Origin of the sequence: Curtobacterium sp. Arg-1, assembly GCF_025643395.1 — a bacterium.
In the GTDB taxonomy this organism is placed as follows: domain Bacteria; phylum Actinomycetota; class Actinomycetes; order Actinomycetales; family Microbacteriaceae; genus Curtobacterium; species Curtobacterium poinsettiae.
Window position 1 is genome coordinate 1,272,863 of the sequence record NZ_CP095731.1, and the last position, 15,144, is coordinate 1,288,006.

At 71.7% G+C, this 15,144-nt stretch carries 19 protein-coding genes; 7 read left to right on the forward strand and 12 right to left on the reverse strand.

The window, feature by feature from the left end:
• Positions 1 to 92: 92 nt before the first annotated feature.
• The 8 genes from MXD64_RS06130 to MXD64_RS06165 form a co-directional block, all read right to left on the reverse strand.
• Complete coding sequence (locus MXD64_RS06130; protein ID WP_159557840.1) at positions 93 to 407, reverse strand: DMT family transporter; 315 nt, start codon at positions 405 to 407, stop codon at positions 93 to 95.
• On the reverse strand, positions 407 to 754 hold the full coding sequence (locus MXD64_RS06135) for a DMT family transporter (RefSeq protein ID WP_263137256.1): 348 nt from the start codon (positions 752 to 754) through the stop codon (positions 407 to 409). Before MXD64_RS06135 ends, MXD64_RS06130 begins: the two co-directional genes overlap by 1 nt.
• Positions 751 to 1,365: a TetR/AcrR family transcriptional regulator gene (locus tag MXD64_RS06140; RefSeq protein ID WP_017887485.1), complete on the reverse strand. Its 615-nt coding sequence runs from the start codon at positions 1,363 to 1,365 to the stop codon at positions 751 to 753. The genes MXD64_RS06135 and MXD64_RS06140 overlap by 4 nt, the downstream gene beginning before the upstream one ends.
• 135 nt (positions 1,366 to 1,500) lie before the next feature.
• Positions 1,501 to 2,769, reverse strand: a complete 1,269-nt coding sequence (locus MXD64_RS06145) for a sugar ABC transporter permease (protein ID WP_056071139.1) — start codon at positions 2,767 to 2,769, stop codon at positions 1,501 to 1,503.
• Positions 2,766 to 3,530 carry an ATP-binding cassette domain-containing protein gene (locus MXD64_RS06150; RefSeq protein ID WP_111038920.1) on the reverse strand — a complete coding sequence of 255 codons (765 nt, stop codon included), beginning with the start codon at positions 3,528 to 3,530 and terminating at the stop codon, positions 2,766 to 2,768. Before MXD64_RS06150 ends, MXD64_RS06145 begins: the two co-directional genes overlap by 4 nt.
• 129 nt (positions 3,531 to 3,659) lie before the next feature.
• A complete protein-coding gene (locus tag MXD64_RS06155; RefSeq protein ID WP_042540478.1) occupies positions 3,660 to 4,775 on the reverse strand; it encodes a sugar ABC transporter substrate-binding protein in 1,116 nt (371 codons plus the stop codon).
• A 187-nt stretch (positions 4,776 to 4,962) separates the two neighbouring features.
• A complete protein-coding gene (locus MXD64_RS06160; RefSeq protein WP_056071133.1) occupies positions 4,963 to 6,135 on the reverse strand; it encodes an ROK family transcriptional regulator in 1,173 nt (390 codons plus the stop codon).
• 116 nt (positions 6,136 to 6,251) lie between these two features.
• Positions 6,252 to 7,187: a ketopantoate reductase family protein gene (locus MXD64_RS06165; protein WP_159557844.1), complete on the reverse strand. Its 936-nt coding sequence runs from the start codon at positions 7,185 to 7,187 to the stop codon at positions 6,252 to 6,254.
• Positions 7,188 to 7,283: 96 nt separating this feature from the next.
• Between MXD64_RS06165 and MXD64_RS06170 the strand changes: the two genes are divergently transcribed.
• Complete coding sequence (locus MXD64_RS06170; RefSeq protein WP_236559567.1) at positions 7,284 to 7,832, forward strand: TetR/AcrR family transcriptional regulator; 549 nt, start codon at positions 7,284 to 7,286, stop codon at positions 7,830 to 7,832.
• Positions 7,833 to 7,867: 35 nt separating this feature from the next.
• On the opposite strand, the gene MXD64_RS06175 is transcribed toward MXD64_RS06170, so the two are convergent.
• Positions 7,868 to 8,827 carry a hypothetical protein gene (locus MXD64_RS06175; protein ID WP_175470794.1) on the reverse strand — a complete coding sequence of 320 codons (960 nt, stop codon included), beginning with the start codon at positions 8,825 to 8,827 and terminating at the stop codon, positions 7,868 to 7,870.
• Positions 8,824 to 9,471: a MerR family transcriptional regulator gene (locus MXD64_RS06180; protein WP_017886941.1), complete on the reverse strand. Its 648-nt coding sequence runs from the start codon at positions 9,469 to 9,471 to the stop codon at positions 8,824 to 8,826. The genes MXD64_RS06175 and MXD64_RS06180 overlap by 4 nt, the downstream gene beginning before the upstream one ends.
• Positions 9,472 to 9,809: 338 nt before the next feature.
• Between MXD64_RS06180 and MXD64_RS06185 the strand changes: the two genes are divergently transcribed.
• The 6 genes from MXD64_RS06185 (at position 9,810) to MXD64_RS06210 (ending at position 14,555) form a co-directional block, all read left to right on the forward strand.
• Positions 9,810 to 10,379 (forward strand): alternate-type signal peptide domain-containing protein, encoded by a 570-nt coding sequence (locus tag MXD64_RS06185; RefSeq protein WP_017886942.1) that lies wholly within the window; start codon positions 9,810 to 9,812, stop codon positions 10,377 to 10,379.
• Positions 10,376 to 10,963, forward strand: coding sequence for a hypothetical protein (locus tag MXD64_RS06190; protein WP_263137257.1), 588 nt, complete (start codon positions 10,376 to 10,378; stop codon positions 10,961 to 10,963). The genes MXD64_RS06185 and MXD64_RS06190 overlap by 4 nt, the downstream gene beginning before the upstream one ends.
• Entirely contained in the window at positions 10,960 to 12,228 is a 1,269-nt protein-coding gene (locus MXD64_RS06195; protein WP_263137258.1) for a ricin-type beta-trefoil lectin domain protein, read from the forward strand. Before MXD64_RS06190 ends, MXD64_RS06195 begins: the two co-directional genes overlap by 4 nt.
• Positions 12,225 to 12,869, forward strand: a complete 645-nt coding sequence (locus tag MXD64_RS06200) for a signal peptidase I (RefSeq protein WP_263137259.1) — start codon at positions 12,225 to 12,227, stop codon at positions 12,867 to 12,869. The genes MXD64_RS06195 and MXD64_RS06200 overlap by 4 nt, the downstream gene beginning before the upstream one ends.
• A gap of 175 nt (positions 12,870 to 13,044) precedes the next feature.
• Positions 13,045 to 13,638: a MarR family winged helix-turn-helix transcriptional regulator gene (locus MXD64_RS06205; protein WP_042540505.1), complete on the forward strand. Its 594-nt coding sequence runs from the start codon at positions 13,045 to 13,047 to the stop codon at positions 13,636 to 13,638.
• Entirely contained in the window at positions 13,635 to 14,555 is a 921-nt protein-coding gene (locus MXD64_RS06210) for an NmrA family NAD(P)-binding protein (RefSeq protein ID WP_263137260.1), read from the forward strand. Before MXD64_RS06205 ends, MXD64_RS06210 begins: the two co-directional genes overlap by 4 nt.
• Here the strand turns inward: MXD64_RS06210 and MXD64_RS06215 are convergent.
• Entirely contained in the window at positions 14,524 to 14,832 is a 309-nt protein-coding gene (locus tag MXD64_RS06215; protein WP_056071110.1) for a hypothetical protein, read from the reverse strand. The two genes, MXD64_RS06210 and MXD64_RS06215, sit on opposite strands and share 32 nt — an antisense overlap.
• Positions 14,833 to 14,837: 5 nt before the next feature.
• A complete protein-coding gene (locus tag MXD64_RS06220; protein ID WP_017886949.1) occupies positions 14,838 to 15,083 on the reverse strand; it encodes a hypothetical protein in 246 nt (81 codons plus the stop codon).
• Positions 15,084 to 15,144 lie beyond the last annotated feature (61 nt).

Genomic DNA, 15,144 nt, shown 5'->3' on the forward strand with positions numbered 1-15,144 from the left:
GTCGCCGATCGGTGCGAGGTTGCACACGTGGTGCGAGGCATCAGGCTCGCACCACGCGTGCAACCTCGCACCAGGCGGAAATGGCACGACGCTCAGTGCCCGAGCTCGACGAGGAGCACGCCGACGATGATCAGCGCGATCCCGCCGAGCATGAGCGCCGTGAGCGGTTCGCGGAAGAGCACGCGTCCGAGGACGGCGGTCAGGGCGACGCCGGTCGCGGCCCAGATGCCGTAGACCACCCCGATCGGCAGGCCGAGCGTCAACGCGACCGCGAGCAGGCTGAACGCGGTCAGGTACCCCGCGACGACGGCGACGTACCAGACGCGTTTCCCGTCCGTCGCGAGCTTGAGGCTGATCGTCGCGCCGACCTCGGTGACGATCGCGATCGCGAGCAGGACCCACCCCATCAGCGGGCCTCCTGCTCGCGACGTGCCAGCGCCCGCTGGGACCCGATCTCGACCAGGAGCACGCCCACCGCGATGAGCGCGATCCCGACGATCATCGTGAGGGTCAGGGCCTGCCCGAACAGGACGGCGGCGAGCACCGCGGTCAGTGCGACGCCGGAAGCGCCCCAGATACGGTAGGCGACGCCGACGGCCATGCCGCTCCGGAGCACCCGGATGAGCATGACGAAGGCGGTGACGTACCCGACGGCGACGACGGCGTACCAGGCCGGTTGCTCGACGGCTGCCTGCATGGACAGGGCCCCCGTGACCTCGGCGACGATCGCGATCCCGAGGAAGAGCCACTTCACGAGGCACCGCCGCCGACGAGGCTGGCGATCGCCCGAGCCGCCGTGGCGACGGTCTCGGAAGCGGCGGTGTCGTCACGATCGGCGAGCCACGACCCGCTGACGCCGTCGGCGGTCGCGATGAGCAGGCGTGCGACCTGCTCGACGGGTACCGCCCACGTGATCCCGTCCTCGCTCGACCAGGCGTCGACGTGCGCGCGGACGGCTTCGAGGTACGCCCCCTGTTCCCACGCGGCGAGCTCTGCCAGGTCGGCATCGCGACGGGAGTGCGTGACGAGTTCGACGAGGGCGAGTGCGGTCGCCGGGTCGCTCTTGGTCTGCCCGAGGTGCGCCGCCAGGCCCGCGGCGATCCGCGCCCGTGGATCGAGCCGTGTGGTCGGCGTCGCGAACGCGGCCGCCATCGCGCCCCGCAGCTGTCGTTCGAGCACCGCCCGGAACAGCGCCGACTTCGAGGCGAAGCAGTAGTGGAACGCACCGTGCGGGAGTCCGGCGGCCGTGGTGACGGCGCGCGTGGTGAGCGCGGCGATCCCGCCGTCGCGCAGGACAGCGATCGCCGCGTCGACGAGCTGGTGTCGCCGTTCCTCGATGCTGCGGTGCTCCTGGTGCAGGGTCATGGACCGACCGTACCGCCTGACTTGGCCAGGTGGCCAAGTCAGGCGGTGAACTGTCAGGGACGAACGGACGGGAGGCACGGTGCCAGCTGGCACCGTGCCTCCCGTCCGCCGACGTGGCGGGGTCCAGGGCCCCGCTCAGGCCGCGCCGTGACTGGCGCGGCTGCGCCGTGAGAGCGAGTCGATGATGACGGCCAGCAGCAGGACCGCGCCGGTGATCATGTAGCGGATCGACGAGTCGAGGCTCAGCAGGGTGAGGCCGTTCGAGATCGACTGGATCACGATGATGCCGAGCAGCGCCGACCAGGCACTGCCACGACCGCCGAACAGGCTGGTCCCGCCGATGACGGCGGCGGCGATCGCGTTGAGGTTCGTGTCGCCGGCACCGGAGGACAGGCTCGCCGAGTTGAGGCGGGCGGCGGCGAGGATGCCGCCGACGGTGGCGAAGAGCGAGGTCAGCATGAACACTGAGATGTAGATGCGGTTCACCCGGATGCCGGAGCGCCGTGCAGCCTCGACGTTGCCGCCGACCGCGAAGACCGAACGGCCCCAGCGGGTGCGCTTGAGCACGAAGTTCATCAGCACGACCAGCACGATGAAGAACACGAACGAGGTGCCGGTGCCGAAGTCGCGTGACAGGTACCAGACCATCAGCGCCAGGCCGAGGAACAGGGCGACGGACTTCACGATCGTCAGGGACACCGCCCCGGTCGACAGTCCGGCGCGACGGCGACGGGCAGCGCGGCGGATCTCGGTGAAGAAGAGTCCTCCGGCGGCCAGGACGGCGAGCAGGTAGGCGAGCCACGGCGGCAGGTACGACGCCGAGGCGAACTGCACGATCGGCGAGTCGTACGGCAGGTTGATCGAGCCGTTCGGGCCGAGGATGAGCAGCTGCAGCCCGAGGAACCCGAGCAGACCGGCGAGCGTGATGACGAAGCTCGGCACCCCGAAGCGGGTGAACAACAGGCCGTAGAGCAGACCGGCGGCGGCACCGACGGCCAGGGCGACGGTGATCACGAGCCACAGCGGCCAGCCGAGCGTCGTGAGGCCCTGGCCGAGGATCGCGGCGGAGAGCCCGCTGACGCTGCCGACGGACAGGTCGATCTCGCCGAGCAGCAGCACGAGCACGATGCCGATCGCGATGGTGCCGACCGCCGCGCACTGCAGGGCGAGGTTGACCAGGTTGCCCGGGGACAGGAAGTCGGGGGAGAGCGCCTGGAACACCGCCCAGATGACGATGAGCCCGACGACCACCGGCAGCGAACCGATGTCACCGCCGCGGACCCGCCGGACGAACGCCTTCGCCGCGCCGCCGATCCCCTGGTCGCGCAGGAGCCGCTCGTCCTGCAGGTCGGCCGCCGAGGGGGTCGGGGTCGCCGCGGTGAGGGTCTCGTCGGTCTTGCTCATGCGCTGGTCTCCTGCTCGGTCCGGGCGGCGGCGCGACGGGTGACGGCGTTGTCGGTGGCGCCGGTGATGGCCGCGATGATCTCCTCGTAGGAGACGTCGTCGATGCGGAACGTGCCGTTGTTGCGCCCGAGCCGCAGGACCGCGACCCGGTCGGCGACGGCCTGCACGTCCGCGAGGTTGTGGCTGATGAGCACGACGCCGAGGCCGCGCTCGCGCAGGCGTTCGACGAGGTTCAGGACCTCGGCGGTCTGCGCGACACCGAGTGCGGCGGTGGGCTCGTCGAGGACGACCACCTGCGGGTCGCCGATCAGTGAGCGGGCGATCGCCACGGTCTGCCGCTGCCCACCGGACAGCGACGCGATGGGGATCCGCACCGACGGGATCCGGGCCGCGAGCTGCTGCAGGAGCTCCCACGAGCGGCGCTCCATCTCCTCTTCGTCGAGGAACGGGTGCGCGATCTCGCGGCCGAGGAACAGGTTCGAGACCACGTCGAGGTTGTCGGCGAGGGCGAGGTCCTGGAACACGGTGGCGATGCCGAGGGTCTGGGCCGCCGCGGGGTTCGGGACGGTGACCTCGTCACCGCCGAACGTGATCGTGCCGCCGTCCGGGGTGTAGACCCCGGCGAGGATCTTCACGAACGTCGACTTGCCGGCGCCGTTGTCGCCGACGATGGCGACCACCTCGCCCGGGTAGACGTCGAAGTCGATGTCACTGAGGGCCTGGACGGCGCCGAACCGCTTGGTGATCCCGCGCAGGGACATCACCGGTTCGGCGGAGGGGTGTGCTGCTGGTGACGCGTTGCTCACGGGTGTCGTGCTCACGGGTGTCGTCCTCGATCGGTGAGGCCCGCCCGGTCCGCAGTCGGACCGGGCGGGCAGAGGGGGTCGGACCTACTTGATACCGGCGCTGTCGCAGGCCGACTTGTACTGCGCGGTGCAGATCTTCGACACCTCGTACAGGCCGTCCTTGACGACCGTCGACTCGACGTTGTCCGTGGTGACGGCGACCGGGTCGAGCAGCGTCGACTGGACGCTGGCGCCGCCGGCGGTGTCGACGGTCGTGTCGCCCTTCGGGGTCTCACCCTTGGCGAACTGGATCGCCAGGTCGGCGGCCTTCGACGCCTCGGGCTTGAAGGCCTTGTAGACGGTCATGTACTGCTCACCGGCGAGGATCCGCTGGATGCCCGCGAGCGAGGCGTCCTGCCCGGTGACGGGCGGGAGCTCGGTGACGCCGGCCGACTTCAGGGCCGCGATGACACCGCCGCCGGTGTCGTCGTTCGCCGCGTAGACGCCCGTGATCTTGTCCTTGCCGAGCTTGCTGATCTGGCCGGCTGCCCAGTCCTGCGCCTTGGCGGGGTCCCATCCGGGGGTGTCGTACTCGGCGAGCACCTTGTAGCCGCTGTCGTCGATGACCGAGTGGGCGCCCTTCTTGAACTGCGAGGCGTTGTTGTCGGTCGGGGAGCCGTTCACCATGATGATGCCCGAGCCCTCCGGGACCTTCTTGGCCTTGAGGGCGTCGACGAGCGCCTGGCCCTGCAGCTCACCGACCTTCTCGTTGTCGAACGAGATGTAGTAGCTCAGGTCGGGGCTGTTGATGAGTCGGTCGTACGAGATGACCGGCACCTTCTTGGCCTTCGCCTGCTGGACGATGGACGCAGCGGCCTCGCCGTCGAACGGGTCGAGGACCAGGACCTTGACGCCCTGCGTGAGCATCGACTGGGCCTGCTGCAGCTGCTTCGACGCGTCGCCGTCGGCGTTCGCGTAGATGACCGAGCAGCCGCTGCACTGCTTCTTCACCTCGGCGGTGAAGAGCGGGCGGTCGGCGCTGGCGTACCGGGCGGTGACGGAGTCGGGCAGGAGCAGGCCGATCTTGGCCTTCGACGCGTCTCCGCCGCCTCCGCCGGAACCGGTCCCGGCGTCCGCGCCGTTGGAACAGCCCGCCAGGGTGGTGATCGCGAGCAGCAGGGCGCTGACGCCCAGCATCGCTCGTGTGGTGGATTTCTTCATTGAAACGTCCTCCAACAGTGGACCGCCCCCATCGGCGGTGCCCTGAGTGTGACAGTGAGCGTTCTTGGCAGCAAGAGTTGAACGCAAGGACCGCGTGCCGTGACGAAAACGTTATCCGGTGGGCGCGGAGCGGTGCGGCCGGTGCAGCACGGAGCGCCCCGGCCGGCACGCCCCGGCGAGGGTCCGCCTAGCGCGCGCGCGTCACGTCCACGGCCTCGATCGCCAGGGCCAGCGCGCCGGTCACCGAGGCCTTCTCGCCGAGCTGTCCCTGCACCACGTCCGGGGTGCCGTCGACGTCGACGATCAACGACGACTCGAGGGCGTGCCGCATCGGGCCGAGCAGCAGCTCCCCGGCACGGGCGAACTCGCCGGTGACGACGACCCGCTCGGGGTCGAGGACGTTGCACAGGCCCACCGCCGCCGAACCGATCGCCCGCCCGGCCTCGGCGACGGCGCGCATGCAGACCTGGTCACCGGCCATGGCGCGCAGGATCAGGTCCGCCAGCTTGAGGGTGCCGACCTCGTCGCGCACGCCCTCGAGCACGGCGGGTGCTCCGGCGATCGCCTCGAGGCACCCGCGGTTGCCGCACCGGCACAGCGGCCCGTTCGGCAGGACGGGGGTGTGCCCGAACTCGCCGGCGATGCCGTGGTGCCCGCGGAACAGGTGTCCGCCCAGCACGAGTCCGGCGCCGATGCCGTTGCCGACGTCGAGCGTCACGACGGTGTCGCGACCCCGGGCGGCGCCGCTCCGGTGTTCGGCCAGGGCGGCGAGGTTGGCCGAGTTGTCGACCTGCACGGGCTTGTCCATCCGCCGGGCGAGTGACTGGCCGAGCGCGATGCCGTCCCAGCCGCGCAGGATCCCGCCGCGCGCCGTCATCCCGGTGCGGGCGTCGATCGGGGCGGCCACGGCGAGGCCGACGGCGAGCACCTCGTCCATCGACGACTCGATGGACTCCGCCATGTCCAGCACGAGCAGCGCGGTCTTGTCGAGCTCGGCATCGGCCCGGTGGTCGCGGGCCAGGGGCATGTGCCGCTCGGCCAGCACGGCGCCGTTCAGGTCCGACAGCGCCAGCCGCAGGTGCCGCGGTGAGACGTGCACCCCGGCGACCAGCCCGAGGCCGTGCGGCAGGGTCACGCGGAGCGCCCGGCGGCCGCTCGAGGTGCTCGGCGTCGCGTGCAGGGCGCCGGTCGCGACGAGCTCCTTGACGATGTTCGACACGGTCGCGGGGGAGAGTCCGGTGACCCCGGCGAGCTCGACCTGGGTCAGCCCGCCGTGCCGCTTGACCGCGCTGACGACCCGGCCCCGGTTGGCTTCACGCAGTGAAGCTTGGTTCCCCGGACTGCGGCGCGGCTCTGACACGGGGACAGCGTAACGGGCGGGTCCGGAACGCTCGCCGTGCCGGACTGGAGGCACGGTGCCAGCTGGCACCGAGCCTCCAGGCCGTTGCTGGTCGCGTCCACCGCCCGCACCCGTCGTCAGGCGCGTCGCGCCGCCCGGTCGAGGCGCGGGGTCGGGATGCCCAGGGCGGCGGCGGTCCGCCGGACGTCCTCGAGGACCGCCAGGGGTTCCGCGGCGGTCGGGTCGTCGTGCGCGGCGAGGCTCGCACGCGCGATCGGGACCAGCGCAGTGCCCGCGGCGACGAGCGTTGCCGTCGTCCCCGGCAGTCGGACGGGCAGCGTCGTGGAGCGGTGTCGGGAGAGGTCGACGCCCCGCGCCTCCAGCACCGGGAGGAGTTCCCGCCCGATCCGGAACGCCTCGCGGAGCGCCCGCCGATCCCCGACCATCGTCGCCAGACCACCGCTGTGCAGGGCCTGCGCGAACATGCCGGCGTCGAGCACGACGTGCAGCCACAGCCACCCGCGGATGTCGTCCTCGTCCTGCACGGTGAACCCGGCCCGCTGGAACACCGACCGCACGAGCTCCTGCCGGCCCGGAGCCGTGCCGGTCGTCCCGAGCCGGACCGACCGGAGGACGGCACCGTGCAGGACCCCGTCGGCGTCGAACCCGCCGCCGGCGCCCGGGAACCCGAACAGCACCCGCTCCGCGGCGAGCGGTGCGACCGCGGCGAGGGGTTCGTCCCACACGTTGCCGAGGACCAGCACCGTCGCGTCACCGATGTGGGGCACCAGGGAGGTCACGGCATCCTGCAGCCGATGGTGGCCCACGCTGACGACGATTAGGTCGTACGCGTCCGCCGTCTCGATCGACTCGACCAGTCGCGTCGGCGACGTCGTTCGGGTCCGCCGGCCCAGGGGGCCGCGGCGGCCGTCGATGACGTCGGTCTGCACGGTGTCGCCGTACTCGGCCGCTCGCCCGGGCCGCACCAGGTGGTCGACGTGGTGTCCGGAGTGCTGGAGGGCCTGGCCGTAGATCGTCGCGATGACGCCCCGTCCGAGCATGAGGATCCGCATCAGGCACCTGTCCGCTATTCTGGAGACGATCTCCACTTGGAAGATATGGAGATCATTTCCACTTGTCAAGGAGTGCCTGTGCCGGACGAGCAGCCGATGCCCGCTGAGAAGCCGATGCGTGCTGACGCCCGACGGAACCGCGACGCGATCGTCGCGGCTGCCCGGACGGCGTTCGAGCGTGACGAGCAGCTGCGCTTCGACGACTTCGCCGGACGTGCCGGGGTCGGGGTCGGCACCCTCTACCGGCACTTCCCGACGCGTGCAGCGCTGGCGGCGGCGGTGTACCGGGGCGAGGTCGATGTCCTGTGCCGGCGTGCTCGCGACTCGACGCTCCCCCCGGTTGAGAGCCTCGACGACTTCCTGCGCGGGTTCGTGGAGTACGTGGTCGACCACGCGGGGCTCGCGCGCACCCTCGCAGCAATGGTCGACGCCACCACCCAGGCGGAAGGCGGGGGAGAGCTCGAGCGGACGCTCGCCGAGCTGCTGGCGCGCGCGGCCGCCGACGGTGCCATCCGGTCCGACGTCACCTCCGGCACGGTGCTCATGCTGCTGCACGGCATCGGGGCCGGGATCGATCGCCCCGGGTGGGCGATGGAAGCCCGTGCTGCCGCCGACCTGGTCTCCCGAGGGCTCCGGGCCCGCTGACCTGCGACCGGTGGGGTCGTCCGGCCCGCGACCCGTCAGCGCAGTCGCCCCACCGGAGCGGTGCAGGCGCGGAACAGGACGGTCACGCTCGCGGCCGCGGCGAGCAGCACGAGTGCCCACGCCGCGGTTGCCACCACGCCGTTGGGGTGGACCACCGACTGTCCGACCGCGGCCTGCACCGTGAGGAGCACGGTGCCCGCTGCCCATGCGACCGCCACGATGACCACGATCCGCACTTGCGTGGTCTGGTCTGCCAGCCACGGCAGGCGCCGACCGGCGGCGGCGAGCACGAGCGCGACCAGCGGGAGTACCTGCAGGGCGTGCATGCCGACGAAGTGGGCGACCCGGTAGTCACCGGCGACGGTGCTCCACCCGAGCAGCGGCACCCCTGGGCCGCCGTCCGCGATCCCCACCGTGTGGGCGCCGACGATCCCGTCCGGAGCAGTGAGCTGGGTGGGGGTCGGGCCGGTCATCAGGAAGGCGACCCCGATGCCGACGAGTGCGATGACGGCACCGGCACGGACGGCGATCGTCAGCGCCGGGGTCGGCAGGCGCAGGAAGAACAGGGCGATCGAGGTGACGAAGGTGCAGAGGTAGAGCGTCGTGATCGCCACCGCCATCACCGCCCACACGACCACGTGCACGCTGTTCGACACGTTGAAGTGGCTCGTCGTGCCGGTCGCGGCGGCCCACACGATCAGCGCCTGTTCGACCACCAGGGCCACGGCGACCACGGTGCCGAGCCGCCGAGCGAGCGTCCGCCACTTCGGCAGGTGGGCGATGAGCCACGCCCAGGTGACCGCGTAGAGCAGGATCGACAGCGAGAACTTCAGCGGCTTCGCCCACGCTGGTGCCCCCAGGATGGTCCGGGGGTCCACGACGAGGCCGACGACGCAGACCGCGGTGGCCACGACCATCAGGCCGGCCACGGCCATGAGTGCCGGGTGCCACGCCACCGCTCGGCGCACGGCGGCGATCCGGCCTGGCGCGCTCATGCGCCGGCCTCGTCCGTGTCGGCGACGGGGAACAGGTCGTGGGTGGCGTCCTGCTGCGCCAGGCGCCGGAGTCCCGCGAAGAGCGGATCACCGAGGACGGTGCCGATCACCATCAGCTCCGCCATCGCGGTCCGGCCGTCGCGGTGCTGCAGCGCGGCGACGTCGGCGCGTGCTGCGCTCGCCGCTGCCGACACGTAGGCGTCGAGGTAGTCGTCCGGGGCGTCGAACCCGATGGTGCGCAGCCCGTCGAGTGCCCGCGCCGCGGTCTCGAGTCCCGGGTTGTCCGACGTCGCGCACCAGCCGGCGGCCGACACCCGTTCCTCGATCCGGGCACGTGCCTCCGGCGTCGCCGCGGACTCGGGGGACCGCGGGGTGGTCATCGCGTACTGGGCGACGGCGAAGACCTCGGCCAGCGGTGCCGTCTCGGCGTCCAGCACGGCGAGGACCTGCTTCGCGACGGCGACGGAGAGCCCGCCGGTCTCCAGGAGTGCCCGGACGAGCCGGACCCGCTCGACGTGCCGGTCGTCGTAGGCGGTCTGGTTCGGCGCGGACTTCTCGCCAGGGGGCAGCAGGCCTTCGCGCTGGTAGTACTTGACGGCGGTGACCGGCGTCGACGACGCTCGGGCAAGTTCGGATATTCGCACTATCGGAGAGTAACGCTATCTGAACTTGCCGACAAGGGGCGGCGGACCGCTGCAGATCCATGAGGGACCGTCAAGCTGTCAGTCCGCCTGTGCCTCCGCGCAGTTCGGCACGTGGGCCGTTGTCATGTCATACTCAGCGCAGCAGCAAGGTCGGCCGTCGGCCGGTCACTGCTCGCAGGGTTCGTCTCCTGCCCCTGCCACTCCCAGCAGGTCGAGCACCACGTCCCTCGGTCGATGCGCCGCCCCCTCACCAGGGGCCGGCTGCCACCAGCTCATCGAGCTGTTCGACTGGACACGGTCGACGCGTATCCGACGTCCGACGTCGTAGAGAGCACACCATGCAGAAGATCATCACCGCCTCGATCATCGGCGCCGCTGGCGTCGCACTCCTGCTCGGAGGCGCCGGGACGTTCGCGCTCTGGAACTCCAGCGCAGCGACCGCCGGGGGCCACATCGTCGCCGGCGCGCTCGCGATCAAGCCGACCACGCAGGCGGCGAGCTGGACCGTCAACGGTGGGTCGCCGCTCTCGACCCTGGACGGCTACCCGATCGTGCCGGGCGACGTCGTCACCTACTCGCAGGACATGGTCGTCACCGCGAACGGCAAGGGCTTGAAGGCGACCCTGGCCGTCGATCCGGCTTCGGTCGAGGCCACCTCGACGTCCGCCCCCGCCGACGTCGCGCTGGCGAAGTACCTGTCGGCGAACGCCGTGCTCACCGCGAGCGGTGACGGGGTCTCCGGTGCCGGTGCGCCGTACACGGTGACCGGGCAGACCGGCTCGCAGCAGGACGTCCGCGTCGGGGTGACCATCACGTTCCCGAAGAGCACCACCGCCGGTGTCGAGGACGGCATGCAGAACGGGTCGGTCGACCTCGACGCCATCGCCGTGACCCTGACCCAGGCGTGAAACACCGGCGCCGTGGGGCTGCGCTGACCGGCTGGCCGGCGGCGACGTTGCTCGCCGTCGCCGCGGTGGGGGTCGTGGCCGTCGTCGCGATCTCGACCGACGGTGGCACGTTCGCACTCCTCAGCGCCCGGTCGTCCACCCAGCCGGCGACGATCACCGCCGGTTCGGCGGACCTGTCGCTCAGCAGCCTCACGCTGCCGTCTGCACCGCTGTACCCGGGCGCCACCGAGTTCGGCGTGGTCACCGCGACGAACACCGGGGACGTCCCGCTCGACCTCGGTGTCGCGACGGGACGCGCCGGCACGACGACGGCGTCGGGTTCGGCGTCCGCCGTGCGCAGCGACCTGCGGGTGACCGTGGGCGCTGCGACGTCGGCGGCTGCGTGCCGGTCCGGCAGCGTGCGCCCCACGTGGTCCGGCACCCTCGACTCCACCTCGCCGCGGTCCGCAGGCATCACCCTGCGGCCGGGGGCCGACGTCGTCCTGTGCCTCGCCGTCGCGATGCCGGCGGATGCGGCCGCCTCGCAGCAGGGCCTCAGCGCCGACTTCACCACCACCATCAGCGGGACGCAGGCAGGATCATGACCGACAGCACACGACGTCGACGAGTGCTCCTGCTCGGAGCGACGGCCGCCGCGGTCGTCGCGATCGAGCTCGCGGGCGGCGGGACTGCCTGGGCGACCTGGACCGCTCCGGCGCAGTCCGTCCGGGCCGCGGCCACGACCGGGTCCGTGGCCGTCGGCATCCGTGGCGTCGAGGACCTCGCCACCACGTACTCCTCGGACGCGCTGACCCGCACCGCGCTCGTCACGGTGTCGAACTCGGGGTCCGTGCCCGCGGCCACCACGTTGTCGCTCGCCGCGACCGCCGGATCGGCCCTGTCGAGCGCCGTCCAGGTCGACATCTGGCAGTCCACCAACGCCAACCCCTGCTCGGGCGCTCCGTCCAGTGCTGCGATCACCGGTTCGGGCACGACGATCGCCCCCGTGGTCGCCACCCTCGCTGCCGGTGCCAGCCGTTCGACCTGTGTGCGGACGTCGGTCAGTCAGGGGCAGCGCTTCGACCTGTCCGGAGGCGCGACCACGCTCGACGCGACCGTCACCGCCCGACAGGGATCCTGGACCGGCATCGCGCACGCCCGCGCGGCCCAGGTCATCGCCGACACCGTCACACCGTCCGTGCCGTCGAAGACCGCCGAGACCGACAGCAGCATCACGCTCACGTGGGCAGCGCCCGCGGACACGAGCGGCATCGGTTCCTACGCCGTGTACCGGGACGGCGTCCTGGTCCGCGTCGTGCCGGCGTCCGTCCGGTCCTTCACCGACACCGGGCTGCTGGTCTCGAAGTACTACGCGTACACCGTGCGCTCGGTCGCCACGGGCACGGGCGGCAACGCCTCGCCGATGTCACCGGGCATCCAGCACGCCACCGGGTGGCTCACCGCCACCAGCCGCTACGTCCTGCGGAACGACGCCACCGGCACGTGCATCGCCAGCGGGGGGACGGCCTCCGGCTCGCCGATCGTCACGACGTCCTGCACGACGAGCGCGACCCAGACCTGGCAGTTCACGCCCGAGGAGTCCTGGCTCCGGGTCACCTCACCGTCGAACTCGTCGCTGTACTGGGACGCCCCGAGCGACCGGTCCGCCGTGCTCCGTCCCGTCAACGACATCAGCGCCCAGAAGTGGACGGCCGAAGCGGTCGGCGCGGGCAGCGGGCTCTTCCGGTTCCGCAACCGGAACGACCTGTGCCTGACGGCGTCGAACGGGTCCGGCAGCACCAACACGATGACCGTCGCCGACTGCAGCACGTCCGGCCTCCAGCTGTTCTCGTTGCGATCGACGTCGTGACGTCCGCACCGCCGAAGCGGGAGCAGGCGCCGGTCACCCGCTGGTCGGGCGCACTCCGGCTGCTGGGGCAGACGGTCGCGGTCCTGCTCCTGATCGCCGTGGTGGGGATCGCTGCGCTGGCCATCGCGGTGCCGCGCATCACCGGGTCGGTGCCGCTCACCGTGCTGACGAGCTCGATGGAGCCGGGGATGCCGCCGGGCACCCTGTCGGTCGTCCGCCCGGTGGACCCCGCGGACATCGGCGTCGGCGACATCGTCACCTACCAGATCCGGGTCGACCGGCCCGGGGTGATCTCGCACCGGGTCGTCGCCATCGCCGTCGGTGCCGACGGTCGCCGCCTGTTCACCTTCAAGGGTGACAACAACGCAGCCGTCGACCCCGAGCGGGTCGTCGCCGCGCAGATCATGGGCCGGGTCTGGTACTCGATCCCCGGACTCGGCTTCGTGAACACCGCAGTCGACGGCGACGCCCGCGCGTGGCTCGTGCCGACGCTGGGCGCCGCGATGATCGGCTACGCCCTGTTCCTGGTGGTGCGGTCGGTGGCCTTCACCGGAGCCCGCGGAACGTCGCACGGACGTCGCCGACGAGCAGGCCCGGCTGTTCGAGCATCGCGAAGTGCCCGCCGCGCGCGACCTCGTTGAAGAACACCGGGTCGGTGTACCGGTGTAGCCCGTCGACCAGTGTTCGGCCAGCATTCGTCGGCGCAGGTCGTCGAGCTCTGTCCGGGGGACGTCGACGGTGAACGGGGTGATGCGCTCCGTCCTGATCGCAGATGATCTTTGCGCAAGACGATCTTGTTGCGGTACGTTCTTCGCCATGGACAGTCCGATGCCGACCGATGCGCTCCCCGAGATCGACTGGGGTGCCGAGGGGATCGAATCCGAGCTCGGGTGGGCGCTCCCGCTGGCGCTCCAGGGCTTCACACGGCTGGGCAGCGAAGCGGTCGCCGACGTACCGGGCGGTCCCCGCGGCTACCAGGTGCTCGTCGCGACCACCACCGAGGAACCGTCGTCGCAACTCGGACTCGCGCAGCGCCTCGGGATCGACAAGACCCAGATGACCTACATCGTCGACGCGCTCGAGACGGGCGGGTTCGTCGAGCGCCGCCCCGCCCCGACGGACCGGCGGGTGCGGCAGGTCCACCCCACCGACGCCGGCCGCGCCCTGCTCGCCCGGACGCGGTCCGCCCTGCGCAGCGCCGAGGGCGTGCTCATGCGGCACCTCGACGACGACGAACAGACGACGCTGCGCCGGCTGCTGGCCCGCGTCGCCCTCACCGCCGGGCTCGGCCCCGCCGGACCCGACCACGCCGACCCCTCGTTCGAACACCCCCTCGCCGTCCCGGAGCGATCCCGACGGCGCACCACGACGACCACGTCGACCACCACAGCAGTGAGGCCCCGCCCATGACCACCACCATCCTCGTCGCCGGCGCCACCGGTGACCTCGGGCACCGCATCGTCCGCGAACTCACCCAGCACGACGTGCGGGTGCGGGTCCTCACCCGGCCCGGCAGCACGACCGCCGACGAGCGCTTCGGGGACGACCCCCGGGTCGACGTCGTCACCGCCGAGTACAGCGACCACGACGGCCTGACCCGGGCCGTCAGCGGATCCGACGTCGTGGTCTCCGCCGTGAGCGGGACCCGCCCGGTGATCGTCGACGCCCAGCGCGCGCTGCTCGCGGCGACCGCGGCGGCGGGCGTCCGGCGGTTCATCCCGTCCGACTACTCTGCCGACTACCGGCGGATCGCACCCGGCACGAACCGCAACTTCGAGCTGCGACGCGAGTTCGCCGCCGACCTCGACGCCGCCCCGGTGCAGGCGACCTCGATCCTGACGGGCATGTTCACGGACCTGCTCACCGGCGACGCCCCGATGATCCTGTTCGGCCGTCGGCTCGTGCTGTTCTGGTCGTCGGCGGACCAGGTGCTCGACTTCACCACGAAGGACGACGTCGCCCGGGTCACGGCGCTTGCCGCACTGGACGACGATGCTCCGCGGGTGATCGAGATGGCGGGCGACCAGGTCACCGCACGCGACGTCGCACGCACCATGGGCGAGCTGACGGGGGAGCGCTTCCGGCTGCAGTGGGCCGGCACCACCGGCACCCTGTCCGCGATGAGCGCCGTCGGCCGGCGCCTGTCGAAGAATCCGGACGAGACGTTCCCGGCATGGCAGGGGATGCAGTACTTCGTGAGCATGTTCAGCGGGCAGGCGGAGCTGCACCACGTCGACAACGACCGCTACGGCGTGCAGTCGTGGACGAGCGTCCGTGACGTGCTCCGCGCACACCTCAGCGCGCAGGGCCACCCGGCGACGGACTGACGGGCGCGGTGCGCGGTCGTCGGCGGCGCAGCAGGAACGCGAGCCCGACGACGACGACCGGCACCAGCGCGAGTGCGGCGAGCCAGACGAGGACGTCCCACTCGGGCGAGAGCGGCACACCGAGTGCACTCGACGACGTCCGCCAGACCTGGTCGCCGGGCCCCTCGTGCTCGGTGGCCCCGGTGACCGGGAACAGCAGTGCCGTCACCAGCGCCCAACCCACCAGCACCACGACGGCGATCAGGGTCCACGGGCGCGGAGCGGACTGGGCCGGCATCTGTGTCACCGGGCGGCGGCACGCGAGCGCTCGGCCCGGGTGCCCCACCACGTCGCGACCAAGGCTGCTGCCCCGAGTGCGAGCCCGACGACGCCGGATCCGAGACACGGGATGAGGACGAGGCCGAGGCCGATGTTCGCACCACCGCCTTCGGGGCCGAAGAACGCGTCGTACATCAGGGCACCGACGCCGAGGAACCCCACGGCGAGGAGCACGGTGCTGACCCAGTGGAGTGTGCGGGCTGTGGTCATGGTGGTCGTTCCCCTCGGGAGTGCGGTTGACGAATCCTCGCACGGTCGCTCCGCGACACAT

Bases quoted from the DNA above. Each gene is read 5' to 3' on its own strand.
- MXD64_RS06205 (WP_042540505.1), top strand. From the start codon at position 13,045: ATGGACAGTCCGATGCCGACCGATGCGCTCCCCGAGATCGACTGGGGT.
- MXD64_RS06140 (WP_017887485.1), bottom strand. From the start codon at position 1,365: ATGACCCTGCACCAGGAGCACCGCAGCATCGAGGAACGGCGACACCAG.
- MXD64_RS06220 (WP_017886949.1), bottom strand. From the start codon at position 15,083: ATGACCACAGCCCGCACACTCCACTGGGTCAGCACCGTGCTCCTCGCC.
- MXD64_RS06210 (WP_263137260.1), top strand. From the start codon at position 13,635: ATGACCACCACCATCCTCGTCGCCGGCGCCACCGGTGACCTCGGGCAC.
- MXD64_RS06195 (WP_263137258.1), top strand. From the start codon at position 10,960: ATGACCGACAGCACACGACGTCGACGAGTGCTCCTGCTCGGAGCGACG.
- MXD64_RS06170 (WP_236559567.1), top strand. From the start codon at position 7,284: ATGCCCGCTGAGAAGCCGATGCGTGCTGACGCCCGACGGAACCGCGAC.
- MXD64_RS06155 (WP_042540478.1), bottom strand. From the start codon at position 4,775: ATGAAGAAATCCACCACACGAGCGATGCTGGGCGTCAGCGCCCTGCTG.
- MXD64_RS06145 (WP_056071139.1), bottom strand. From the start codon at position 2,769: ATGAGCAAGACCGACGAGACCCTCACCGCGGCGACCCCGACCCCCTCG.
- MXD64_RS06130 (WP_159557840.1), bottom strand. From the start codon at position 407: ATGGGGTGGGTCCTGCTCGCGATCGCGATCGTCACCGAGGTCGGCGCG.
- MXD64_RS06185 (WP_017886942.1), top strand. From the start codon at position 9,810: ATGCAGAAGATCATCACCGCCTCGATCATCGGCGCCGCTGGCGTCGCA.
- MXD64_RS06165 (WP_159557844.1), bottom strand. From the start codon at position 7,187: ATGCGGATCCTCATGCTCGGACGGGGCGTCATCGCGACGATCTACGGC.
- MXD64_RS06175 (WP_175470794.1), bottom strand. From the start codon at position 8,827: ATGAGCGCGCCAGGCCGGATCGCCGCCGTGCGCCGAGCGGTGGCGTGG.
- MXD64_RS06150 (WP_111038920.1), bottom strand. From the start codon at position 3,530: ATGTCCCTGCGCGGGATCACCAAGCGGTTCGGCGCCGTCCAGGCCCTC.
- MXD64_RS06215 (WP_056071110.1), bottom strand. From the start codon at position 14,832: ATGCCGGCCCAGTCCGCTCCGCGCCCGTGGACCCTGATCGCCGTCGTG.